21 protein-coding genes are annotated in these 22,505 nt (G+C 69.7%); 9 read left to right on the top strand and 12 right to left on the bottom strand.

The window, feature by feature from the left end; all coding sequences use genetic code 11:
• Positions 1–187: hypothetical protein (locus AB0L97_RS28495; RefSeq protein ID WP_364435313.1), on the top strand; the 187-nt coding region annotated here is incomplete at its 5' end.
• On the opposite strand, the gene glpX is transcribed toward AB0L97_RS28495, so the two are convergent.
• Positions 150–1,193 carry a class II fructose-bisphosphatase gene (gene glpX, locus AB0L97_RS28490; RefSeq protein WP_355078610.1) on the bottom strand — a complete coding sequence of 348 codons (1,044 nt, stop codon included), beginning with the start codon at positions 1,191–1,193 and terminating at the stop codon, positions 150–152. The two genes, AB0L97_RS28495 and glpX, sit on opposite strands and share 38 nt — an antisense overlap.
• A 127-nt stretch (positions 1,194–1,320) precedes the next feature.
• On the opposite strand from glpX, the gene AB0L97_RS28485 reads away from it, so the two are divergent.
• Both AB0L97_RS28485 and AB0L97_RS28480 read left to right on the top strand, forming a co-directional pair.
• The gene (locus tag AB0L97_RS28485; protein ID WP_355078611.1) at positions 1,321–1,887 is read left to right on the top strand and encodes a DUF4245 domain-containing protein; all 567 of its coding nucleotides are present in this window, start codon (positions 1,321–1,323) and stop codon (positions 1,885–1,887) included.
• 188 nt (positions 1,888–2,075) lie between these two features.
• Positions 2,076–2,573 carry a GNAT family N-acetyltransferase gene (locus tag AB0L97_RS28480; RefSeq protein ID WP_364435308.1) on the top strand — a complete coding sequence of 166 codons (498 nt, stop codon included), beginning with the start codon at positions 2,076–2,078 and terminating at the stop codon, positions 2,571–2,573.
• An 18-nt stretch (positions 2,574–2,591) separates the two neighbouring features.
• On the opposite strand, the gene AB0L97_RS28475 is transcribed toward AB0L97_RS28480, so the two are convergent.
• The 4 genes from AB0L97_RS28475 to AB0L97_RS28460 all read right to left on the bottom strand — a co-directional run bounded on the left by AB0L97_RS28475 (position 2,592) and on the right by AB0L97_RS28460 (position 5,182).
• Positions 2,592–2,936: a VOC family protein gene (locus tag AB0L97_RS28475; RefSeq protein ID WP_355078613.1), complete on the bottom strand. Its 345-nt coding sequence runs from the start codon at positions 2,934–2,936 to the stop codon at positions 2,592–2,594.
• Positions 2,933–3,139 (bottom strand): exodeoxyribonuclease VII small subunit, encoded by a 207-nt coding sequence (locus tag AB0L97_RS28470; RefSeq protein ID WP_355078662.1) that lies wholly within the window; start codon positions 3,137–3,139, stop codon positions 2,933–2,935. Before AB0L97_RS28470 ends, AB0L97_RS28475 begins: the two co-directional genes overlap by 4 nt.
• Positions 3,140–3,209: 70 nt before the next feature.
• Positions 3,210–4,433 (bottom strand): exodeoxyribonuclease VII large subunit, encoded by a 1,224-nt coding sequence (xseA, locus tag AB0L97_RS28465; RefSeq protein WP_356966858.1) that lies wholly within the window; start codon positions 4,431–4,433, stop codon positions 3,210–3,212.
• A gap of 95 nt (positions 4,434–4,528) precedes the next feature.
• Positions 4,529–5,182 (bottom strand): lipid droplet-associated protein, encoded by a 654-nt coding sequence (locus AB0L97_RS28460; protein ID WP_364435304.1) that lies wholly within the window; start codon positions 5,180–5,182, stop codon positions 4,529–4,531.
• 252 nt (positions 5,183–5,434) lie between these two features.
• On the opposite strand from AB0L97_RS28460, the gene AB0L97_RS28455 reads away from it, so the two are divergent.
• Positions 5,435–6,445 (top strand): 4-hydroxy-3-methylbut-2-enyl diphosphate reductase, encoded by a 1,011-nt coding sequence (locus AB0L97_RS28455; protein ID WP_364435301.1) that lies wholly within the window; start codon positions 5,435–5,437, stop codon positions 6,443–6,445.
• A 57-nt stretch (positions 6,446–6,502) separates the two neighbouring features.
• Here the strand turns inward: AB0L97_RS28455 and AB0L97_RS28450 are convergent, their stop codons facing one another.
• Together AB0L97_RS28450 and AB0L97_RS28445 are read right to left on the bottom strand one after the other, a co-directional pair.
• Complete coding sequence (locus tag AB0L97_RS28450; protein WP_364435298.1) at positions 6,503–7,360, bottom strand: DUF6542 domain-containing protein; 858 nt, start codon at positions 7,358–7,360, stop codon at positions 6,503–6,505.
• A 58-nt stretch (positions 7,361–7,418) separates the two neighbouring features.
• Complete coding sequence (locus AB0L97_RS28445; RefSeq protein WP_364435295.1) at positions 7,419–8,564, bottom strand: DNA recombination protein RmuC; 1,146 nt, start codon at positions 8,562–8,564, stop codon at positions 7,419–7,421.
• A gap of 307 nt (positions 8,565–8,871) precedes the next feature.
• Here AB0L97_RS28445 and AB0L97_RS28440 point away from each other — a divergent pair, with 307 nt between their 5' ends.
• Complete coding sequence (locus tag AB0L97_RS28440; protein ID WP_355078618.1) at positions 8,872–10,047, top strand: exonuclease SbcCD subunit D; 1,176 nt, start codon at positions 8,872–8,874, stop codon at positions 10,045–10,047.
• Between the two features lie 34 nt (positions 10,048–10,081).
• Entirely contained in the window at positions 10,082–13,282 is a 3,201-nt protein-coding gene (locus AB0L97_RS28435; protein WP_364435290.1) for an SMC family ATPase, read from the top strand.
• A 533-nt stretch (positions 13,283–13,815) separates the two neighbouring features.
• On the opposite strand, the gene AB0L97_RS28430 is transcribed toward AB0L97_RS28435, so the two are convergent.
• The 4 genes from AB0L97_RS28430 to AB0L97_RS28415 all read right to left on the bottom strand — a co-directional run bounded on the left by AB0L97_RS28430 (position 13,816) and on the right by AB0L97_RS28415 (position 18,665).
• Positions 13,816–14,358 (bottom strand): methylated-DNA--[protein]-cysteine S-methyltransferase, encoded by a 543-nt coding sequence (locus AB0L97_RS28430; protein ID WP_364435287.1) that lies wholly within the window; start codon positions 14,356–14,358, stop codon positions 13,816–13,818.
• Positions 14,355–15,986 carry an Ada metal-binding domain-containing protein gene (locus tag AB0L97_RS28425; protein ID WP_364435284.1) on the bottom strand — a complete coding sequence of 544 codons (1,632 nt, stop codon included), beginning with the start codon at positions 15,984–15,986 and terminating at the stop codon, positions 14,355–14,357. The genes AB0L97_RS28430 and AB0L97_RS28425 overlap by 4 nt, the downstream gene beginning before the upstream one ends.
• Positions 15,987–16,149: 163 nt before the next feature.
• A complete protein-coding gene (locus AB0L97_RS28420) occupies positions 16,150–16,320 on the bottom strand; it encodes a YbdD/YjiX family protein (protein WP_355078664.1) in 171 nt (56 codons plus the stop codon).
• A gap of 86 nt (positions 16,321–16,406) precedes the next feature.
• The gene (locus tag AB0L97_RS28415) at positions 16,407–18,665 is read right to left on the bottom strand and encodes a carbon starvation CstA family protein (RefSeq protein ID WP_364435281.1); all 2,259 of its coding nucleotides are present in this window, start codon (positions 18,663–18,665) and stop codon (positions 16,407–16,409) included.
• Positions 18,666–18,868: 203 nt separating this feature from the next.
• Here AB0L97_RS28415 and AB0L97_RS28410 point away from each other — a divergent pair, with 203 nt between their 5' ends.
• Genes AB0L97_RS28410 through AB0L97_RS28400 form a run of 3 tightly spaced genes read left to right on the top strand, consistent with a single transcriptional unit; the run spans position 18,869 to position 22,010 of the window.
• The gene (locus AB0L97_RS28410; protein WP_364435278.1) at positions 18,869–20,179 is read left to right on the top strand and encodes a sugar ABC transporter substrate-binding protein; all 1,311 of its coding nucleotides are present in this window, start codon (positions 18,869–18,871) and stop codon (positions 20,177–20,179) included.
• 50 nt (positions 20,180–20,229) lie between these two features.
• On the top strand, positions 20,230–21,105 hold the full coding sequence (locus AB0L97_RS28405) for a sugar ABC transporter permease (RefSeq protein WP_364435335.1): 876 nt from the start codon (positions 20,230–20,232) through the stop codon (positions 21,103–21,105).
• A 59-nt stretch (positions 21,106–21,164) separates the two neighbouring features.
• Positions 21,165–22,010 (top strand): carbohydrate ABC transporter permease, encoded by an 846-nt coding sequence (locus AB0L97_RS28400; protein ID WP_364435332.1) that lies wholly within the window; start codon positions 21,165–21,167, stop codon positions 22,008–22,010.
• Between the two features lie 74 nt (positions 22,011–22,084).
• Here the strand turns inward: AB0L97_RS28400 and AB0L97_RS28395 are convergent, their stop codons facing one another.
• Positions 22,085–22,501: a VOC family protein gene (locus AB0L97_RS28395; protein WP_364435275.1), complete on the bottom strand. Its 417-nt coding sequence runs from the start codon at positions 22,499–22,501 to the stop codon at positions 22,085–22,087.
• Positions 22,502–22,505: the final 4 nt, after the last annotated feature.

The raw sequence follows: 22,505 nt of genomic DNA, 5'->3' as shown, positions 1-22,505 counted from the left end.
TACGCTGCTGCGCGATCTGTACCTGCCGGACTGGCGCGACTTCGGCGTCGAGGTCACCGCGCCGGGCGCGACCCGGCACGAGGCCACCAGGGTGCGCAAACGCGAGCCACAAGAGGGCCGCGAACACCAGCGCCGGAGGCGCTGCAAAATTACGGCAGCGGCGGGACCGCGTGTTCGTCGCCGATGAAATCGACAGAGGAGTATTCGCGCAGCTTGGTCAGGCGGTGGTAGGCGTCGATCATGCGTACCGTGCCGGACTTCGAGCGCATCACGATCGACTGGGTGGACGCGCCGCCGCCGTAGTAGCGCACGCCGCGCAGCAGGTCGCCGTCGGTCACGCCGGTGGCGCAGAAGAACACGTTGTCACCGGAGACGAGGTCCTCGGTGGTCAGTACGCGGTCGAGGTCGTGGCCCGCGTCGATGGCCTTCTGCCGTTCCTCGTCGTCCTTGGGCGCGAGCATGCCTTGCAGCTCGCCGCCCATACAGCGCATCGCGGCGGCGGCGATGATGCCCTCCGGGGTGCCGCCGATGCCGACCAGGATGTCGGTGCCGGAGTCGGGGCGGGCGGCGGCGATCGCGCCCGCGACGTCGCCGTCGGAGATCAGGCGGATGCGGGCGCCCGCGTCACGCACCTGCTGGATGAGCTCGGCGTGCCGGGGGCGATCCAGGATGCAGACGGTCAGGTCGGACTTCGCGGAATTCTTGGCCTTGGCGACCCGGCTGATGTTCTCCGCGATCGGGGCCGAGATATCGATCACGTGGGCAGCGTCGGGGCCTACGGCGATCTTGTGCATGTAGAACACCGCGGACGGGTCGAACATGGCGCCGCGTTCGGCGACCGCGAGCACCGAGATCGCGCCGGGCACGCCCTTGGACATCAGCGTGGTGCCGTCGATCGGGTCGACCGCGAAGTCCACTTCCGGGCCGGTGCCGTCGCCGACGGCCTCGCCGTTGTACAGCATGGGCGCCTCGTCCTTCTCGCCCTCGCCGATGACGACGATGCCGCGCATGGACACCGAGCTGACCAGCTGCCGCATGGCGTCGACGGCCGCGCCGTCGCCCCCCTCCTTGTCGCCGCGTCCGACCCACCGGCCCGCGGCCATCGCCCCTGCCTCGGTCACGCGGACCAGCTCGAGTGCGAGGTTGCGGTCGGGCGCCTCGCGGCGGCTAGGTGTGGGGGAAGTTGCCGTCATTGCGGGGCCTCCTGTGCGTCGGTACGTACCGGTCAATTGTCTCATTCGATGTGGCACGGCCGTACACCCCTGCTCGTGGTGCCGGGGTGCGGGGGGCGGCGTCGCCGCGCGAGTGGATACTGGGAGCGTGTCGTACCAAAAGCCGCGCATCTTGAACGACTACCGGGATCTGTTCTGGTCGTTGATCCCGTTGGTCCTGATCGCGCTGGTGTTCGCCGGGCTGGCCAGCCAATGCAGTTTCGCCGCGAACGGTCCGACGCAGGGTCAGATCCCGCATTTCGACGCGCGCGCCGCGCTCACCGCCGACGCTCGTTCCCTGCCGTTCCCCATCCGCAACCCGGCCCTGCCCGCGGACTGGACGCCGAACTCCGGCAGTCGCGAGTCCATCGGCGGCAACGGGGGCGGGCCGGTCAGCACGGTCGGCTACATCACGCCGCAGGGCACCTACATGCGGTTCAGTCAGAGCAACGCGACCGAGGAGGCGCTGGCCAGGTTCGTGCTCGGGTCGCGCTACGCCAGTGGCACCGAGCAGGTCGGCGCGCAGAAATGGATCGTCTACGCCGAGCAGGGCTCGGAGACCGCGTGGATCGCCGACCTCGGCCAGTCCCGCGTGCTGATCACCGGCGCGGGCAACCAGGCGGCGTTCAGCACGCTCGCCCAGGCGATTACCGCGGCGCAACCGCTGAAGCCCTGAAATCCGCTTGTCTTCGGCGGCGCGCGTTCGTTAATTTTGCCGCGGCACGAGACACGTGCCGAACCGGTTTTCGGAGGTCGATGAATATGGCTGTCCTCAGCCGTCTTTCGCATGCCTTTCGCCGGTTCGCGCGCCACTGATTTTCCGCGGACGCGGACCGGTCTCTCTTCGACGACCAGGAGTGTCACGTGTCTGTTTCCCTTTCCCCCGACCTGCGCACCGAACGGCTGATCCTGCGGTCGTGGACCGCCGCTGCGGCGGCCGCCGTGCTCGATGGCCGCCGTCACGCCGAGTGGGCGGCGGATTTCCCTGCCGACGGCGATCGCGTCATCGCGGGCCTGCTCGCGGCGCACCCGGACTGGCTCGGGCCGTTCGGGCACAGGCTCGTCGTCGAGCGCTCGACCGGGCTCGTCGTCGGATCGATCGGGCTGTTCTGGCCGCCCGCCGGCGGTGCCCTGGAGCTCGGGTACGGCATCGTCGCCTCGCGGCGCGGTCGCGGGTACGCCACCGAGGCCACCGTCGCCCTCACGGCGCACGCGCTCACCGCACCCGGCGTTCGTGCGGTGCACGCCGAGGTGGAGCTGTCGAATCCGCCGTCGGCGCGGGTACTGGAGAAGGCCGGATTCGAGCGGGTGAGCAGCGCGGACGGCGTCGCCCGGTTCCGCGCCGTGGCCGCATCGCGCTGATGAGGCCGGGGGCCGTCGTCAGCGGTGACTCACCACGTTGACGATGGTCCCGCTCGGATCGCGGACGAAGAAGCGGCGCACGCCCCACGGCTCGTCGCGCAAGGAGTAGACGACCTCGGCGCCCGCGGCGGTCACCGCCGCGTGTACGGCATCGACGTCGTCCACCTCCACGCTCATGTCCGGCTGGAGCTGTTCGGCGTCCGGGCCGACGAGCAGGACCTGCGCGGTCGGGTTGGACGGCGAGGCCATCGTCACGACCCAGCCCAGGTCCATCGCCTCGTGGAAGCCGAGCAGCCGGTAGAAGTCGCGGCTCGCGGCCAGGTCGGTGGTGCGGATGTCGGGCGTGGCGCGGCGGATGGTCACTCTTGCCGCTCCAGGTCGGTGCGGTGCAGCGCGTCCTCGACGCGCTTGCGCGCGCCCGCCAGATGTTCCTCACAGCGGTTGGCCAGCGCCTCTCCGCGCTCCCACAGGGCGAGGGATTCATCGAGGTCGAGGCCGCCCTGTTCGAGGATCTTGACGACGTTGACGAGTTCGTCGCGCGCGCGTTCGTAGCCGAAACCGGCGATCTCGGCGGCATCGTCGGCCGGGTCGGCGCCCGTCCCGTCGGCTTCGGTGGACTTGCCGGACTGGGCCAAGTCAGTTCCTCCCTGTGTCGGTGTTCTTGGCGCCGAGGGCCTGGGTGCCGAGCGCGGCGGCCGTGACGGCCCCGTCGGCGACCCGGATGCGCAGCTGGCTGCCTGCGGGCGCGTCCTCGATCGAACGCACCACCTCGCGTTCCCGGCCGGTGACCCGCTGCACGACAGCGTAGCCACGGGCGAGTGTGGCGGCGGGGCCGACGGCGGTGAGTTTCTCGCGCAGATGCCTGGTGGCCGTGGCTTCGGTGCGGACGAAGTGCTCGGCGCAGCGGTGCGTGGCCGTGCGCAGGCGTTCGATCTCTTCTTGGCGGCGATCGATCTCGCGCAGCGGATCGGCCAGCACGGGTCGCGAACGCAGCTGGGCGAGCGCCTCGGTCTCCCGGTCGACCCAACCCCGCAACGCCGCGGCGGTGCGTTCGCGCAGTTCACGAATGCAGGCCAGTTCGGCGGCGGCGTCCGGGACGATCCGTTTGGCGGCGTCGGTCGGCGTGGCCGCGCGCAGGTCGGCGACGAAGTCACTGAGCGGGTTGTCCGGTTCGTGGCCGATCGCGCTGACGATCGGCGTGGTCGCGGCCACGATGGCGCGGCACAGCGCCTCGTCGGAGAACGGCAGCAGGTCTTCGACGCTGCCGCCGCCGCGCGCGAGCACGATCACCTCGACGTCCGGATGCCGATCGAGCTCCGCCAGCGCCGTCAGCATCTGCGATACCGCGGTCGGCCCTTGCACGGCGGTGTTGCGAATCTCGAAACGCACCGCGGGCCAGCGATTGCGAGCGACGCTCAGCACATCGCGCTCCGCGGCGCTGGCGCGTCCGGTGATGAGGCCGACGGTTCCGGGAAGGAACGGGATCGGACGCTTGAGCCGGGGATCGAACAGGCCCTCGGCGTCCAGCAGCGCCTTCAGCCGTTCGATGCGGGCCAGTAGTTCGCCGATGCCGACGGGGCGGATCTCCAGCACGCGCAGCGAGATCGTGCCGCGCCCGGTGAAGAAGGAGAGCTTGCCGTAGACGACCACCCGGCTGCCCTCTTGCAGGGGAATGGGGGATTTGCGGATCAGGTCGGGATCGCAGGTCACCGACAGCGACATGTCGGCGGACGGGTCGCGCAGCACCAGGAACGCGGTGCGGGTGCCGGGCCGGAGATTGATCTGGGTGATCTGGCCCTCCACCCAGATGCTGCCGAGCCGGTCGATCCACTGGGCGACCTTGATGGAGACCGAACGCACCGGCCACGGATGCTCGGCGGAGTTGGCCGGAGCGGCGGCGGGTTGGCCGGAGGTCTCCCGGCCAGCCGTCGGCGACGAGGGTGTCCGGGGTTCGGTCACTGGGCCTGCACAGTGGCGATCCGGTTCGTGAGCATGGTCACGAACGGCGCCCTGGCGCGGGTGTGCTGCTCGTACTCCAGCAGCGCGGTGAGGTCATCGATCGTCAGCAGGCGCAGGCGGGCGCGCAACTGGGCCAGGGTCATGTTGGCGTAGTCGTAGCGGGTGGCGACTTCCGGTTCGGCGATGACGGGCGCTTCCGCGACGGGTTCGGGATCGGTATCCGGGTCCGGCTCTTCGACCGGTGGCTCGCCGATCGGCGTCACGGAGGCGACATGGCCGTTGGTCGCGCCTGCGCGGCTGTCGTCCGTGGCGAAGGATTCGGGCGCGGGGGACGCGTCGGGATCATCGGCGGTGTAGAGGTCGAATCGGCTGGCGCGCAGCGTGCTGGGGCTCGGGTCGTCGGCGAGGTCCTCGTCGAAGGTGGCCCACTCCGGCTGCTCGACCGGGCGGTTGGACAAACGGTCGAAAACCGCGTCGCCCTTCAGGGCCAGACTGGTGACGAACTGCTGGACGTGCATCGTCGTCTGCAGCACCTGACTGATGGCCGTGATCGGGAAATTCATTGCCGCCGTGGGTAGCCGACGGGATTCCTCGAGGGCGTATACGGCCGCGCCTGCGGCGACCCGGGCCAGAAAGGGTGGTCGAAACATGGTCCTAGCCTGCCGGAAATGGTGTGTTATGCAAAGGAGGGGCGCGCGGTTCGGGTATTCGCGGGTCGGGGCCGATCGGCGGGACCACACTCATATCGCGGAAATACGCGCGGGAACCCGGCGGGCCGTCCGAAACAATCGGCGCACCCGGTCGTAGACCCGGCTCACGATTCCGATCCGCGGGTTGCGGCGGGAATGTGACGGGCAACTCCCGGACGTGGCGGGATCCCGGGCCGCACGTATCCTGTGGGCATGTCTTCGGCCATTCCCTTGAACGTCGGAATCGCTCGCTCGGCAGGTGCCGGAAGCGCCGTCGCCGACGGCGGAAAACGCGTGCTGCTCGCGGAGCCGCGCGGGTACTGCGCCGGCGTGGACCGGGCGGTCGAAACCGTCGAGAAGGCGCTGGAGAAGCACGGCGCGCCCATCTACGTGCGCAAGGAGATCGTGCACAACCGGCACGTCGTGGAGACGCTGCGCGACCGCGGTGTGATCTTCGTCGACGAGACCGACCAGGTCCCCGAGGGCGCGGTCGTCGTGTTCTCCGCGCACGGCGTGTCCCCCGCGGTGCACACGTCGGCCGCCGAGCGCAATCTGCACACCATCGATGCCACCTGCCCGCTGGTGACCAAGGTGCACCAGGAGGCGAAGCGGTTCGCCCGCGACGACTACGACATCCTGCTGATCGGTCACGAGGGCCACGAGGAGGTCGAGGGCACCGCGGGCGAGGCGCCCGAACACGTCCAGCTGGTCGACGGGCCCGGCGCGGTGGACCAGGTCAGCGTGCGCGACGAGTCGAAGGTGATCTGGCTCTCGCAGACCACGTTGAGCGTGGACGAGACGATGGAGACGGTGCAGCGGCTGCGCGAGCGCTTCCCCGCCCTGCAGGACCCGCCGAGCGACGACATCTGCTACGCCACGCAGAACCGCCAGGTCGCGGTGAAGGCGATGGCTCCGGAATGCGATCTGGTGATCGTGGTCGGCTCGCGCAACTCGTCGAACTCGGTGCGCTTGGTGGAGGTGGCGCTCGGTGCGGGCGCCAAGGCCGCGTATCTGGTGGACTTCGCCCGCGAGATCGACCCGGCCTGGCTCGTCGGCGTCCGCACGATCGGCATCACCTCCGGCGCGTCGGTGCCCGAGATCCTGGTCCGCGGTGTGCTGGACAGCCTGGCCGAGCACGGCTACGGCGACGTCCAGCCGGTCACCACGGCCAACGAAACCCTCGTCTTCGCCCTTCCCCGCGAACTGCGCGACGCCCGGCGCTGACGCCGGGCCCGCACCGAGCGTGCGGTATCCAGCTCCGACCGCACCGAGCGACCTCGCCTACAGATTCTCTGGCCTGCGCCGTTCCGGGCGGTTCGAATCGCGTTCGCGATAGCGCACATTGGGCTGCGGGTGCGGCGGCATCTCTCGGCGGCGGCCCGCGCCGCGCGGTGGTTCGGCTTCGGCCCGCGGCATCGCCCCGGTCGGGCGGGCAGGGCCCCGGGCGGGAGCCCGCCCTTCGCGCGGACGGGAGGGGGCGACGCGCGGCGGGGTATCGGCGACCTGCGCCGCGGGTCGGCGGGCCGGTCGGGGAGCAGGCTGTTCGGCATCGGCCGACTCCGGCTCGGCGGGCTCGTCCTTCGGGCGGCGGGTTCTGCGGCGCGCGGCGTCCGGCAGGCCACGGGAGGACCGGCCGGGCTTGGTCTTCGCTGGTGACTTGCCCCAGCTGCCGCCACGGCGTGGCGCTTTGTCGCCCCCCTCTTCCCGGCGGTGCAGGTAGATCCGGGCGCCACCGATCAGCAGGACCACCACCGTGGCCAGCATCATGGTCGGGAACCGGTTCACCAGCGGGATCGCCAGGTTCAGCAGGATGTCCTTCATCGAGGTCGAGCCACGACCGGTGAGCTGCTGATAGGCCAGCGGGACGGCGACGAAGAGCAGCAGTGGCGGCAGCACCATCGTGCTGAACAAGCCCCGGTAGCGAACGGCGGCGACGGCCGCCACACAGCCCACGATGTACAGCGCGGCGAACGTGCCGGTCAGCTCGGCACTGCCGCCGCTGGCATCGATCAGGAATCCCAGAAACGTGCAGGCAACCGCGATCAGGATCGCCGCGCCGACCGGGATCCCCGGCACCGACGGCAGGATCGAGCGTTGCGGCGCGGGCACCCGGGATCGCACACGTTCGGAAGCAGCCACGATATGCACATTAGTTGCCGCCGCTCTCGGCGGCGTGGCGGCACGGCCATAGTCCCGGTTACTCGCCCGCGTCGGCGAAGCTCACCGCGCGAGGCCGGGAATCCACACGCCCGATCTCGGGCACTTCCTGCTCGGCCATCTCGAGCTCGTGCAGTTTGCGCGCGGTAACCATCACTCGTGACTCCACCGAGGCCACCGTGTAATTGAAAGCCTCGACAGCTCTGCCGAGTTGCGCCCCCAGCCGGTCCAGATGTTTCCCCGTCATGCCGAGCCGCTGGTACAGCTCACGGCCGAGCCGCTGCACGGTGGCCATGTCCTTGGAGAGCGCCTCCTGCCGCCAGCCGAAGGCGATAGTGCGCAGCAACGCGATCAAGGTGGTCGGTGTAGCGAGGATCACATTGCGGCCGAACGCGTACTCCAACAGCTCGGAGTCGGTGGTCAGGGCGGCGTCCAGGAACGGATCGCCGGGCACGAACAGCACCACGAATTCGGGTGCGGGGTCGAAGGCGGCCCAGTACGCCTTGTCCGACAGCTGGTCGACATGCGCGCGCAGATGTTTGGCGTGCCTGGTGAGCAGCTCGGCGCGCACGTCGGGGTCGTCGGAGCCGCAGGCGTCCAGGTAGGCGGCGAACGGCACCTTGGCGTCCACCACGATGTGCCTGCCGCCCGCCAGGCGCACCACCAGATCGGGTCGCACCGTGCGGTCGTCCTCGCCGTGACCGGTGCGGCTCACCTGGGTCCGGAAATTGCAATGCCTGGTCATCCCGGCCAGCTCGACCACCCGCTCCAGTTGGATCTCGCCCCATCGTCCCCGTACTTGCGGCGCGCGCAGCGCCGCGACCAGCCGGCCGGTCTCCCCGGTGAGCTGATGCGACGTGCGCTGCATGCTCGCGACCTGTTCGCGCAGGCTCGAATACGCGGTGAGCCGCTGTCGCTCGACCTGCTGGATGTGCTCGTTCAGCGCTCCGACCGCCGCCCGCAGCGGTTCCACCAGCGCGCCGACGGCGTGCGAATGCCTTCGCGCGGCATCCTCGTTGGCCGCGGTGAGCGACTGCCGCAGCAGCCGTTCGTTGTCCGCCGTCGCGGTGAGCCGCGCCTGGGCCGCCGCCGCGCGATGCCCGTCCCGCGCGGCGCGACCCAGCCAGCCGAGGCCGAGACCGGCGGCGAACACCAGCACGAGGGCGACGAGCATCGGTGCGGTCATAGCGGAGATAGTGCCGTACGTCACCGACAGGAACGAGCATCTGGCAACTGCCCGGCATCGCGTCGGAAACCGGCTCGGCCAGTGCGTTGCCGCATATTTCACATAGCTGTTCGGATTCTGGCATCCGGAATCGCCCACGTCGTGGGATTCGGGAGGCCAAGAGGTGTGTGAGGTTTCGGCTCGTCGCCGAACGGGATCCGCCGACTCGGACACGTCCGCTGGACACGCCGGGTTCCGGCTGGGCGAACCCGACACGGCGGGCGGGGCGATTGAAGTCTGTCGGTGCCTTGCCCTACGGTTTCGCGGCATGCGGATGCTGCACACCTCGGACTGGCACATCGGGCGCACGTTCCACGGGGTCGATCTGCTTGCCGACCAGGCTCGTTCACTGACCGCCATCGCGGAGCTGGTAGCCGAGGAATCGGTCGATGTGGTGGTGCTGCCGGGTGACGTGTACGACCGGTCGATTCCCAGCGCCGACGCGATCGCGGTGTGCAACCGGGGATTCGAGGCGATCCGCAGTGCGGGGGCGCGGATCGTAGCCACTTCGGGGAACCACGATTCGCCCGCTCGGCTGGGCGCCGGCGCGAGCTTCGCCGCCGCGGGCGGGCTGCATCTGCGCACCACCGTGGCCGACGCCGATCGGCCCGTGCTGCTGGAAGACGAGCACGGGCCGGTGGCGTTCTACGGCATCCCGTACTTGGAACCGGAGATCACCCGCGCGGAACTCGAAGTGCCGCAGGCGCGCTCGCACGCGGAGATCCTGGACGCGGCCATGGCTCGCGTACGTGCCGACATCGCGCGGCGGCCCGGGGTGCGGACGGTCGTGCTGGCGCACGCCTTCGTGGTCGGCGGGGAAGCCACCGGATCGGAGCGCTCCATCTCGGTCGGCGGCGTGGAGACGGTTCCGCTGGCCGCTTTCGACGGCATCGACTACGTGGCCCTCGGCCATTTGCATTCACCGCAGACGCTCGCGGAGGCGGTGCGCTACTCCGGCTCGCCGCTGCCGTATTCGTTCGGCGAGAACGCGCATCGCAAAGCGGTTTGGATCGTCGACTTGGATGCGTCCGGCCTGCGAGCGGTGCGCCGCCGGGACCTACCGACGGTGCGGGGCCTGAGCAAGCTGACCGGCACCCTGGACGAACTGCTGAGCGGCGCGGAGTACGGCACGGCCGAACAGCACTACGTGTCCGCGATGCTCACCGACGTCGCCCGCCCGGTCGACGCCATGCGCAAGCTGCGCGAACGGTTCCCCTACGCGGTGCACGTCGAATGGGTGCGGCCCGAGGGCAGCCCGGACCTGCGCTACCGTGAGCGAGTGCACGGCCGCCGCGACATCGAAGTAGCCCACAGCTTCCTCACCGACGTCCGCGGCGCACCCAGCTCGAGCGAGATGACCTGGCTGGAGCGGGCGCTGTCCGCCGCCGTCGCCGAACCGGAGCAGGTGGCCACCGTGGCCGCCGCCGAGGAACTGACCGCATGAGCGCCCTGCCCAGGCCGGGCGCAGGCGCGGCGGCATGAGGCTGCACAAGCTGGAGATGACCGCCTTCGGCCCGTTCGCCGCCACCACGGTCGTCGACTTCGACGCGCTCGGCGCCGACGGGCTGTTCCTGCTGCACGGCCAGACCGGAGCGGGCAAGACCACGGTGCTGGACGCCATCGCGTTCGCGCTCTACGGCCGGGTGCCCGGTGCGCGCGGGGAGAGCAAGCGCCTGCATTCCGATCACGCACCGGAGCAGACACCACCGGAGGTGGTGCTGGAGGCGACGTTGGGCGGGCGGCGACTGCGTCTGACCAGAAGCCCCGAGTTCCAGCGTCCCAAGCGGGACGGCACGGGCATGCGCACGATCAATCCGAAGGCGACGCTGGCCTGGCTGGACGGCCGAGGCGAGAACCTCTCCCGGATACCGGATATCGGCGAGGAGGTGCTGCGCCTGCTCGGCATGAGCGCCGACCAGTTCTTCCAGGTGGTGCTGCTGCCCCAGGGCGACTTCGCCCGCTTCCTACGCGCGGACAACGAAGATCGCGAGAAGCTGCTCGAAAAACTGTTCGACACGAAGCGTTTCGGCACCGCCGAGCAGTGGCTCGCCGACAAGCGCCGCGCCGCCGAAGCGGATCTGGATGCTCGTACCGACGGCATCCAGCGGCTGATCACGCAGGTGGGCATGGCCGCGGGGGTAGCGGATTCGGTCGGTACGGGCGAATGCGTCGGGTGGTCGCAGGATCTTTTGTCCACCGCGCGCGTCGACCTGGCCACGGCCGCGGCAGAAGTCGAACGCTGCCAGGCGGAATCGGCGCGCGTCCGGGAGCAGGCCGAACAGCAGCGTCGGCTGCGCGAATTGCGTCGCCGCATGAGCTCGGCACGCGCGCAACTGGACGACTACGTGGCGGGCGCGGATCGGCGCGCCGCACTGCAAGCCGAACTCGACCTCGCTCGCCGGGCCGCGCCGGTCGTCGCCGCCATCGACGAAGCGCGTACGGCGGTGCAAACCCAGCGCAGGCGCGAGGGCGAAAAGCGCACGGCGGCAGAGCGGCTCGCAGCCCGCCTGCTGGAACCGGAGAGCGCCGAACTCGGCGGCGCCGAACTGGTCGACGGCGACCGGGTACGCGATGACGCCGACATCGACGCGGCGGTCCAGCGCTGGAGCGCGCAGATCGGTGCGCTGGACGAAGTGCGCACCGACGCCGCCACCGCCACCCGGCTCGGTGGTGAACTCGACGCCCTGCGCACCGAGGACGCGACGCTGGCCCGGCGCGTCACCGAACTCGCCGCACGGCGCGAGGAGCTGCCCGCCGTGCTCACCGCGGCCGAGGCCAGGCTGCGCGAGGCCGCCGAAGCGGTCGCCGCCCTGCCTGGCATCACCGCGGAGACCGAACGGTTGCAGGCGGCCGCCACGGCCGCGGTCGAGCTGGCCGCCCGGCGCACCGCGCTCGATCACGCCCGCATCGAGTTCGACGCCGCCCGCGCCGCGCACCTCGACGCCAAAGAACTCGTGCTGGATCTGCGTGAGCGCAGGCTGAGCGGAATGGCCGCCGAACTGGCCGGCGAGCTGGTCGACGGAAGCCCCTGCGCGGTCTGCGGTTCCGCGCAGCATCCCGCACCCGCCCAGCCGACCGACACCGCGGTGTCCAAGGACGAGGAGGAAGCCGCGGTGGCGGCCGAGCGTGCCGCGGAGGACGTCCGCGATCGCGCGCTGGCTCGCATCACCGGCCTGGAACGCGAGATCGAAGCGCTGGTCGCTCGCGGCGGCGATACCGACCGCGTCGAACTCGCCGCGGCCCTGCGCGCCGCGACCGACCGCTACGAGGACACTTCGGAACTGGCCGCCAACGCCGACGGGCTGGAAGCCGAACTCACGCGCCTGCGCGGCGACGAGGCGCGCCTGCACGACGAGCTGCGCGCATCCGAGGCGCGCCGCAGCGCGGTCGCCGCCACCGTCGCCTCCGCCGAAAGGCGCCTCGGCGAGCTCACCGACCGGCTGCGGAGCGCGGCGGGCGCCGACCTGACCATCGACCGCCGCCGTGCCCGGCTCGCCGCTCTCGTCGCCGAGGCGACCGCCCTGCGCGAAACCCGCGCCGAAGCGGTGGCGGCGCGTGAGCAGGTGTCCCGGATCGCCGATCGGGTGGAAAATCTCGCCGGCGTCGCGGGTTTCGTGCCGGAAGGCGAGTATGGCGGTTCGTCGTCGGCTCCGGGCTCCGCGTCGGTCACTACTGAAGGCTCGGCTCTGTCCGGCGGTCCGGCTCAGCTCCCGGAATCCGCCGAGATGGCCGCTTCGGACTCCGTCGGCGCCGAGGAACCGGCGCTTGTCGGCACTCGAACTCGCGACACGTTGGGAGACGATGTCGCGCGCTTGACCGCCTACGCGAAAGTCGTCAACGCCGCATCGCGTGACTCTCGGCGGCAGGCCGAGATCGAAGCGGAACTCGTGGCCGCCGACCGTGCCCGTGCCGCGGCGGAAGCGGTTCTGGCGGAACCGGAGATCCGAGCGGCGTCGGAGCAGGAGCCCGGCGATCCCGCCGAACTCGACGCGCTGGTGACGGCCGCGCAGACCGCGCTCAACGCCGCTGTGGCCGCCCATGCCGAGGCGAGCAGGCGAGCGAGTCAGCTCGAGGAGCTCGGCGGCCAACTCTGGGCCGCTGTGGATCGGATCGCCCCGGCACAACGAGCGTTCGAGGAACTCGACGGTCTCGCCGACCTGGTCGCCGGGCGCGGTGCGAACAACCGCCGCATGTCCCTGCACTCCTACGTCCTGGCCGCACGCTTGGAGGAAGTCGCGCAGGCGGGCTCGCTGCGGCTACGCAGAATGTCCGGCGGCCGTTACGAATTCGTCCACTCGGACAAGGCAGGACCGCGTGGTCGCCGAGGCGGCCTCGGCCTGGACATCCGTGACGACTACACCGGAGCCATCCGCCCGGCCAAGACGCTGTCCGGTGGCGAAACCTTCATGGCCTCGCTCTCGCTGGCGCTCGGCCTGGCCGACACCGTCGCCGCCGAATCCGGTGGCCTCGTGCTGGACACTCTGTTCATCGATGAGGGATTCGGCGGCCTGGACGCCGACACCCTGGACGCCGTGATGGGCGTGCTGGACGAACTCCGCGCGGGCGGACGCGTGGTCGGCGTGGTCAGCCACGTGGACGAGATGCGCCAGCGTATCCCCAGCCGCCTGCACGTCGTACGCGGCCGCGACGGCTCCCACCTCCAGGCGACGATCGCCTGAGCGCGGACTCCGGCTGCTCGGCGGTTCCGGCTGCTCGGCGGTTGAGCCCTGCAGGCGGTGGGTGCACCCGGCCGTGGCGACACGCTGCCGACGGTTTACCGGCCGCTGCGTACCGGACGTGAACATATCGGCTGCACTGCCGAGCGGCCTGTCCGGACGCAGCGCACCACGTCCTTACCCGCGAGAGCCGGCCCGTAGGCGGCGGAGCGTGGGCGTGTTCGCCTCGCAACCGCCCAAACGACGTGCACGCTTCCGGCTGGAAATCAGCCGCGCGAATGGGCCACGGCGACCGTAGGCGTCCGCGCGACCTACCCGGATGAGCGGCACCGTGCAGGCCGCGCGGGGGCACGCTGAGCTGCCCGGGCGCACCCTTGACTGAGCGTCGAGGACTGACGGTCGGCGATCAGCACGTTACGGCCTCGCCGAACGACAGGCTGTTGCCGTCTCGGGCCAGCACGCCGACGTGACGCACGCCGTCGCTGTAGGTCTTTTCCTGTTCGTGGCCGATGCCCTGCGCGGCGAGTCGCGAGACCTCAGCCCTCGTGGTCGAGCAGCCACCGTTTCACCGGCAATCCCCAGCGGAAGCCGCCGAGTGCGCCGCCGATGCGGAGGATCCGATGACAGGGCACGAAGAGGGCGGCGGCGTTGCGGGCGCAGGCGTTGGCCGCGGCGCGCGTGGCGTCGGGGCGGCCGGCGCGGGCGGCGAATTCGGTGTAGGTGAGTGGGCTCCCCGCCGGGACGGCGCGGAGCACTTCCCAGGCGTGCACGAGGAATTCCCCGGACTGCTGGCGAACGGGAATCGGGTCGATCGCGGTGAGATCGCCTTCGTGATAGGCGGTGACGGCACCGGTCACCTCGCCCAGCGAATCCCGCTGCCGCAGTCGGCCGGGCCGCAAGGCGGGATGGATCAGGCCGCGCAGGTTTTCCGCGTCGGAGGTCCAACCGGAGGCCAGCACCGCGCCGTCGGGGTCGACGAGCGTGGCGAACGGGCCGAGCGGTGTCTCCGTGACGGCGAAATCCGCTGTGACGGTGCGGGTGCTACCGACGTCGGTGCGGACGGCGAAGCTGGCGTTCATGATTCGACACTGCCTTTCGTAGTGGCGAGCGTGGGGACGACGGAAGGTGTGGCGCGGCTGGTCAGTGCCGTTTTCCACAGGTGCATGGACAAGTACGATCGCCACGGCACCCAGCGTGCGGTATCCGTCAGATCGATGCCGAGCAGGCTCGCGCCGCGGCGGACGACCAAGTCGGTGCCGAGCAGGACGTCCGGATCGGCGAGCAGGCGCATGGTCACGTAATCGGCCGTCCACGGCCCGACACCGTCCAGCGCGAGCAGGTCGCGGCGCAGGTCGGCGGCGGTGCGCCCTTGGTGCAGCGCCAGCTCCCCGGAGGCGAGCGCCTCGGCGGCCGCGGTGATGGATCGGATGCGCCGCGCCGGTCCGGTCAAAATATCGGCGCCGCGTTCGGCGATCACCTCCGGCGTCGGGAACAGCAGCGGGATCGGCCCGTCCACCCGTTCCCCGAGTGCCTCGACCAGTCGGGCGGTGTGCGTGGCGGCGGCGGCCACCGAGATCTGCTGCCCGATCATGGTGCGCAGCAATAGTTCTGCGCCGTCGACGCACCCGGGCACACGGATACCGGGGGTGAACGACGGGCGACCGACGTCGACCGGGTCGATCTCGGTCAGCGCTTCGCTCTCCGGCGGTGACCCCGCCCCCGCGTCCGGCAGATATTCGGCGGCCTGCTCAGGCGGCCGTTTCGGGGAGCCGCCGTGCGCCGTGGGCCCGACACCGAGTGCTTCATCGATGCCGACCGGGTCGGCGTCCAGGTCGAGCAGGTGCCGCAGCCTGGTCACCGTCGGCGCGAGATCGCGCATGTCGTGCAGGGACAAATCCGCGCGCACATGGTCGCGCTGGAAGCTCAGCCGCGCGGTGGCGTGCCCGTGTGGCGTGCGCAGGTTCCTGGTGTAGGCGCGGTCCTCCCACAATTCCATGCCCGGCACCACGTGCGCGGACAGGAACCATTCCAGCCAGGCCCGGTCGAGCGGTTCCCGGTAGGGCAGCCGCAGTGTGAGCGAGCCGCTGCCGGACGGCGCGGGACGCGCGGGGGCTCCGGTTCTCGCGCGCTGCGCTTCGAGCCGCATGGTGGTGGGGCTGACCGCGAACACCTCGCGCACCGTGTCGTTGAACTGGCGGATCGAGGCGAAACCCGCCGCGAACGCGATGTCGGACATGGGCATCGCGGTGGTCTGGATCAGCAGCCGCGCCGTGTGCGCCCGGTGCGCCCTGGCCAGCGCCAGCGGCCCCGCGCCCAGTTCGGTGGTCAGTACCCGGGTGAGCTGCCGCTGGGAATAGCCGAGCGTGGCGGCCAGCCCCGGTACCCCGGCCCGCTCGACCACGCCGTCTCCGATCAGCCGCATCGCCCGCGCGGCCAGATCCGCCCTGGTGTTCCACAGCGGCGAGCCGGGCGCCGCGTCCGGCAGGCAGCGGCGGCAGGCGCGGTAACCCGCCTGCTGCGCCGCGGCGGCGGTCGGCAGGAACGACACGTTGGCCCGCTTCGGCGTGATCGCCGGACACGAAGGACGGCAATAGATTCCGGTGGTTCGCACCGCGGTGAAGAATTGCCCGTCGAATCGCGAGTCTCGGGTCGACACCGCCCGGTAGCAACGTTCGAAATCCAATGCCGTGATCGTCACGCACACCACAATGGCAGCTGCGGCGAACCCGTGCTAGCGGGAATCGGCCACCATCGCTGGGGGTAGCCGCGACCTCGCACGACGACCATGAGATCGCACAGCCGTTGCCGGGTCAACAGTTGTGGCAACTACCGAATCGGCATGTGGTGACGCGCGCCGAAAATCTTTTCGGTCAGCAGCACCGGTTGGCCGGATTGCGATCGGCCTCGGCATGCCGCTGCCGCCAGTACTCCCGCTCGGTCGGGATGGCGCAGCCGGGATGGCTGCGCCGCAGGTGCTCCACGTAACGCTGGTAGTCCTGCCCACCCAGGATCGAGTCGAACCACCAGACGCCCGCTCGGATGCCGTCGCCGCAGGCGCGGGCCGCGGCGCGCAGCCGGGCGCCGACCGGTCGCGCGGACCGATCGGCGCCCTGCTTCGCGGAGTCGCTCATTGCGCGTGTACGTGTGCCGCGCCGGAGGCGCGCGCCTTCCCGGTCGCGATCAATTCGTCCCACTCCTTCTGGACTTCCTTCTCCGCCGCGGTGGCGAGGAATCCGCTGGGCGCGAAGATCTTCGACGGCTGTTCCGGCGTCTCGGTGGTCGTCGACTCCCCGGAGCGCCAGGCGCGGAAGGCCACCAGCGCGCCCACCACCGCCACGATCAGTACCAGCACCGCGAAGATGATCGACAAAGTGCCCTGGATGAAGGTGTTGCGCACGATCGCGTTCATGTCGTCCTGGGTCTTCGCCGTCAGGCACAGCTTCCCGGCATCCTGCGCCGCTTGGCAGATGCTGTGCTGCTTCCAGTAGCCGAGCTTCGGATCGGCGGAGAAGATCTTCTGCCACGACGCCGTCATCGTCACCAAGAGGTCCCAGACCAGTGGAATCGCCGGAATCCAGGCCCATTTCGTGAGGCCCTTCTTCACCACGATCACCAGCACGACGGTCAACGCGATGGCGGCCAGCAACTGATTGGCGATGCCGAACAGCGGGAACAGCGTGTTGATGCCGCCGAGCGGATCGGTCACACCCATCAGCAGGATCGAGCCCCACGCGCCGACCACGACGGCCGAGCACAGCCACGCGCCCACCCGCCAGGACGGATCACGGAACTTCTTCGCCGCACCGCCGAAGTTGCCCAGCGCGTCGGAGAGCATGAACCGGGCCACCCGGGTGCCCGCGTCGATCGTGGTCAGGATGAACAGCGCCTCGAACATGATCGCGAAGTGGTACCAGAACGACTTCATGCTCGCGCCGCCCAGGAATTGGTGGAACACCTCGGAGATGCCGACCGCCAGCGTCGGCGCGCCGCCCGTGCGGGAGATGATCGATGATTCGCCGACATCGCTCGCGGCCTGGCTCAGCTCGGCCGGAGTGATCGCCGGACCGCTGAGCCCGAGGCTATTGGTGTAGGCCGCGGCCTTCTCCGCGGTGCCACCGGTGAGACCGAGCGGCGCGTTCATCGCGAAGTACAAGTGCTGATCGATGATCGAGGCGGTGATGATCGCCATGACCGCGACGAACGACTCCATCAGCATGCCGCCGTAGCCGATCATCCGCGCGTGCGATTCCTTCTCCAGCAGTTTCGGCGTGGTGCCGGAGGAAACGAGCGCGTGGAAGCCGCTCAGCGCGCCGCAGGCGATGGTGATGAACAGGAACGGGAACAGCGAACCCGCGAACGCCGGTCCGGTACCGCTGGACGCGAACGACGAGACGGCGGGCGCGTGCAGCACCGGCAACGTGACCAGGATGCCGACCGCGAGCAACACGATGGTGCCCACCTTCATGAACGTCGACAGGTAGTCGCGCGGGGCGAGCAGCAGCCACACCGGGAGCACCGAGGCGACGAAACCGTAGGCGATCAGCAGCCAGGAGATGGTCACCGGAGATAGCGTGAACCAGTCCGCGCCCCAGTCGGTTTCCGACACCCAACCGCCGCCGACGATGGCCAGCAGCAACATGGCGAACCCGATCACGGAGACCTCGCCGACCTTGCCCGGCCGGAGGAACCGCAGGTACACACCCATGAACAGTGCGATCGGAATGGTCATGCCGATCGAGAACACGCCCCACGGGCTGTGCGCGAGCGCGTTGACCACCACCAGCGCGAGCACCGCCAGCAGGATCATCATGATCACCAGCACGCCCACGATGGCCGACCAGCCGCCGATCACGCCCAGCTCGTCGCGCGCCATCTGCCCCAGGCTGCGCCCGCGCCGCTTCATCGAGACCCACAGCACCAGGTAGTCCTGCACCGCGCCGGCCAGCACCACGCCGACCACGATCCAGATGGTCCCCGGCAGGTAGCCCATCTGCGCGGCCAGCACCGGACCGACCAGCGGCCCCGCGCCCGCGATGGCGGCGAAGTGGTGCCCGTAGAGCACCCGCCGGTCCATCGGCATGTAGTCCTTGCCGTTCTCCAGGATTTCGGCGGGTGTGGCCAGGTCGTCGCGTGGTTTGACGATCTTGCGTTCGATGAACCTGGCGTAGAACCGGTACGCGATGATGTAAGTGCACACCGCCGCGATCACGATCCACACCGCGTTCACCGATTCGCCGCGTGAGATGGCGAGCACCGCCCACGCTATGGCGCCGAGTGCGGCGATCCCCGCGAAGATCAATTTCTTGGCCGGTGTGATCGGGGACTTGTCGACCACGCCGACGGGCGGCAGATCGGGATCGGTCCGCAGATATTCGATTGTCGCCATCTGCCTACTCTCCTGTAAAACGCGCAGGATCTTGCTCAAACACGTGACAACGTAACCGATCGATGATCGCCGTCGTGCCGATTCCGGACGTCGGACGCGCACCGTGAAATATTGTTCATGTGTCGGCCGTCACCATGTGATTGCCGAACGTATGCTGCCATGCCGTTCGAGAAGCTCCACATCCGCCCTGGAGGAGGGCTGTGTTGCGTGCGAATCCCGTCGCCAGGGTCCGTCGCCGGACGCTGCTCGGGTCGGCGCTGGCCGCGCCACTACTGGCGAGCGGCGGCTGCGGCTCCGACGACGACGCGTTGACCTTCTTCTTCCAGGCCAGGCCGGAAGAGGCCAGGGTCCGGCTGACGATCATCGACGAGTTCCGGAAGCTGCATCCCGACATCAGGATTCGCACCATCATGTCGGGTCCGGACCCGCTCCAGCAGATGCTCACCTACTGCGCGGGCGGGAAATGCCCGGACGTGCTGATGGCGTGGGAGCTGACCTACGCGGGGCTGGCCGAGCGCGGGGTACTGCTGGATCTGAACACCCTGCTCGACCGCGATCCGCGGTACGCCGCCCAGCTGCGCGCCGACAGCTATCCGGCGCTGTACGACACCTTCACCTACGCGGGCGGGCAGTACGCCCTGCCCGAACAGTGGTCCGGCGTCTTCCTGTACTACAACCGGGAGCTGTTCGACGGAACCGGGATCACTCCGCCCGCGCGCTGGCGCGACGCCTGGTCTTTCGACGAGTTCCTGGCCGCTGCCGAGGCGTTGACCAGGCATGACTCGTCTCGCACCCGGTGGGGGTTCGCCGACGCCTGGGTGCCGTACTTCTCGGCGGCCTGCTTCGGCATGAACAACGGCGCCGAATGGTTCTCGCCCTCGGTGCGTCCGACCAGGACCAACCTCGGCGATCCGCGGTTCGCCGAAGGATTCCAGTTCTACGCCGACCTCGCCGTACGCCACCGCGTGGCGCCGAAAGCCGCCGACACGCTTTCCGTCTCGGCCCCAGACCTGTTCCGGCGGGGCCGGGCCGCGATGGCGCTGGGCGGGCATTGGCTGTATTCCGAATTCGCCGGGCACGACGATCTCCCGATCGACATCACGGTGCTGCCGGTGGGCCCGCACGGCGGTCCCGGCGCGATCACCGACGTCGGCAGCACGGGCCTGGCCATCGCCGCGGGCAGCCCGCGTGTCGAACAGGCCTGGGAATTCGTCAAATTCGCTACCGGACCGGTGGGTCAGGAGATCATCGCCGCGTCCGGGCTGTTCGTCCCCGTGCTCCAGTCGGCGATGAACTCACCGGGGTTCGCCGCCGCGCACCGGGCGATCCGCAATCTCGAGGTGTTCACCGCCGGTCCGGCCAATTCCCGCCCGCTGCCGATCACCCCCGCTTGGGGGAAGGTGTCCGCCCTGCTCGAACGCGGCTCCAACCGAGTGCTGCGCGGCGCCGCCACCGCCGCCTCGTTGGACGGCCGTTTCGCCTCCGACGTCGACGCGCTGCTGGAGACGCCATGATGGCAGCGCGGCGATCGCAAACATCGGGCAAGGCGGGGGTCGCCTCCCGATTGGCGCGGCGGCGCGAGCGGGCCGGTTGGGCATTCGTCGCGCCCAACGTGGCGGCCGTCGCGGTTTTCTTGTTGTTCCCGTTGGGTTTTTCGCTCTATCTGAGTTTTCATTCGTGGGACCTGTTCAGCCCCATGCGATTTGTCGGTGTGGACAACTATCGGCGGCTGTTCGCCTCGGACCCGTTGTTTCTCATCGCATTACGCAACACGGCCGTTTTCACGCTGCTGACCTTGGTGCCCACGGTGCTGATCGGACTCGCCGTCGCCGCCGCGCTGAATCGAAAATTGGCCGGCATAGGCCTATTTCGCACCATCGCTTTTCTGCCGTTGGTCGCCTCGGCGGTCGCCATGGCCGTGGTGTGGCGGTTCCTGTTCACCGACGACGGGCTGCTCAACGTCGCGCTCGGCTGGATCGGCATCGACGCGGTGCCCTGGCTGACCGACCCCGACTGGGCGCTGGTCTCGCTCAGCATCGTCACCGTGTGGAAGAGCGTGCCGTTCGCGACGGTCATCCTGCTCGCCGCCATGCAAGGCGTACCGGAGACGCTCTACGAGGCCGCCGAGATCGACGGAGCCGGGGCGCTGCGGCGATTCTTCGCGATCACCGTGCCGCTGATCCGGGGGCCGCTGTCGTTCGTCTTCATCATCACGATCATCAATTCCGTGCAGGCGTTCGACCAGGCATACGCGCTGACCGGCGGCAACGGGGGGCCGGAGACGGGTACGTACCTGCTGGGGATCATGCTGTTCCAGAATGCGTTCGGCTTCTACGAGGTCGGGTACGCCTCCGCGCTCGCCTGGGTGATCTTCGCGATCCTGTTCCTGTTGACACTGGTGCAACTGCGGATGGCCCGGCGGTCGGAGGTGGAACAGTGAACACCTACGAGGCGGTGCGGCGCGCGCTGCCGGTTCGACGCGACCGCGCGTTCGTCGCGATCGGCCGCGTCGACCGGGCTATCGTGCGGCGAGTGGTGCGCGGAACCGCGATATACGCGGTGCTGGTCGGCATCGCGTGGTGCGCGCTGCTGCCGATCCTGTGGGCGGTGTCGGGCTCGCTGAAACGGGACGGCGAGATCGCCGATGCGGCGTTCCTTCCGCAGCGGCCGCAGTGGTCGAACTACGAGAAGGTCTTCGATCTGCTGCCGATGGGGCGGATGCTGCTCAACACCACCATCTACGCGCTGTGCGTCACGGCGGGGCAGGTCTTCTTCTGCTCGTTGGCCGGTTATGCCTTCGCGCGTCTGCGTTTTCGTGGGCGCGACATGCTGTTCCTGGCCTACCTCGCGACGCTGATGGTGCCGTTGACCGTGACGGTGATTCCGCAGTTCCTGCTGATGCGGGCGTTCGGCTGGGTGGACACCCCGTGGGCGATGATCGTGCCCGGCCTGTTCGGCAGTGCGTTCGGCACGTATCTGATGCGGCAGTTCTTCCGCACGCTGCCCGAGGAACTCGAGGAGGCCGCCATCCTCGACGGCTGTTCCACCTGGCAGGTGTACTGGCGGGTGCTGCTGCCGCACACCCGTCCGGCCCTGATGGTGCTCGCCGTGCTCACCTGGATCACCGTGTGGAACGACTTCCTCTGGCCGCTGGTCATGATCCAGCGCGACGACGTCGCCACCGCGACACTGGGACTGGTCCGGCTGCAAGGCCAGTACTACACCCAGTGGCCCATCCTCATGGCCGCCGCGGTCGTCATCTTGCTCCCACTGCTGCTCATCTACGCGATAGCCCAGCGCGCGTTCATCCGCGGCATCGCGATGTCGGGCTTCGGCGGGCGCTGAGCGGGTGTGCTCGGTTCGCCTGTCGTCGCCGGGCCGCGGCTGCGCTCTGCGAGGAGGCTTCGTCCCCAGGCCGATCAAGCGCCCCAGTAGGTGCCGAAGCTCCAGAGATTGCCTTCCGGGTCGCGGACCGTGAAGCCGCGTGAGCCGTAGTCCTCGTCGCGCAGGCCACGGACCACTTCGGCGCCCGCGGCGGTGGCGCGGGCGAACAGCGCGTCGGGCTCCTCGCAGACGAGATAGACCGAGTTGGTGCCGGTCGGGCGGGTGCTGAACGGGCTGTCGTCCTTACCTGCCGAGCCGAACATGACACCGCCGCCCAGCGGCCAGCGCAGTTCCGCGTGCTCGACGATCGATGGGTCGTCCTCGCGGGCGTAGAGCGCGGCCTCCCGGAAGCCGAACGCCTCGATCAGGAAGGTGGCCATCGCGCGGGCATCGCGGAAAACGAGCGTGGGCCAGACGGCGGTGCGGGTGCTGACTTCTGTCGGATTCGTCATGCCT

It is taken from the genome of Nocardia sp. NPDC051911, from assembly GCF_040681035.1.
In the GTDB taxonomy this organism is placed as follows: Bacteria; Actinomycetota; Actinomycetes; order Mycobacteriales; family Mycobacteriaceae; genus Nocardia; species Nocardia sichangensis.
This window is presented reverse-complemented; position numbering and strand designations above follow the sequence as displayed.